At 61.2% G+C, this 546-nt stretch carries 1 pseudogene; it reads right to left on the bottom strand.

The features are described 5' to 3' along the window. Positions 1-252 precede the first annotated feature (252 nt). A pseudogene (locus tag RX972_RS29190) lies at positions 253-546 on the bottom strand (AMP nucleosidase); the annotation flags it as partial.

Raw genomic sequence — 546 nt, forward strand, 5'->3', positions numbered from 1 at the left:
CAGCCACGCGCATATCTGCCTGACTGATTGCATCTCGCAACCGGTTGTAGGTTACATAAACTGATTTTATATTGCAATCGGTTTTTGGAGTGCGCGTGAATGCCCTGCGCTGGGCTGCCCGATCAATCGGATTCTCGAGGCCCTGGGGGTGCGCTGTAGTCTGATCGTCATCGGCGACCTGATGTTCGGCAACCGCCGTCACTATAGTCGGCTGAGGCCGACGCCGCACACCGCCGCTCGGAGTACGGCCTCCTACTGGAACGCCGTCTCCGAGAAGCTGCGCAGCTTGCGTGAATGCAGCCGCTCCATCGGCATTTCGGCCAGCTTCTGCATGGCGCGAATGCCGATGGTCAGGTGTTGCGCCACCTGCCGCTTGTAGAATTCGGTCGCCATGCCGGGCAGCTTCAGTTCGCCATGCAGCGGCTTGTCGGACACGCACAGCAGGGTGCCGTAGGGCACGCGCAGGCGGAAGCCGTTGGCGGCAATCGTCGCACTTTCCATGTCGATGGCAATCGCGCGCGACTGGTTGAAGCGGCTGTACAGCGC

Origin of the sequence: Pseudomonas syringae group sp. J309-1 (assembly GCF_032582135.1) — a bacterium.
GTDB lineage: Bacteria > Pseudomonadota > Gammaproteobacteria > Pseudomonadales > Pseudomonadaceae > Aquipseudomonas > Aquipseudomonas quasicaspiana.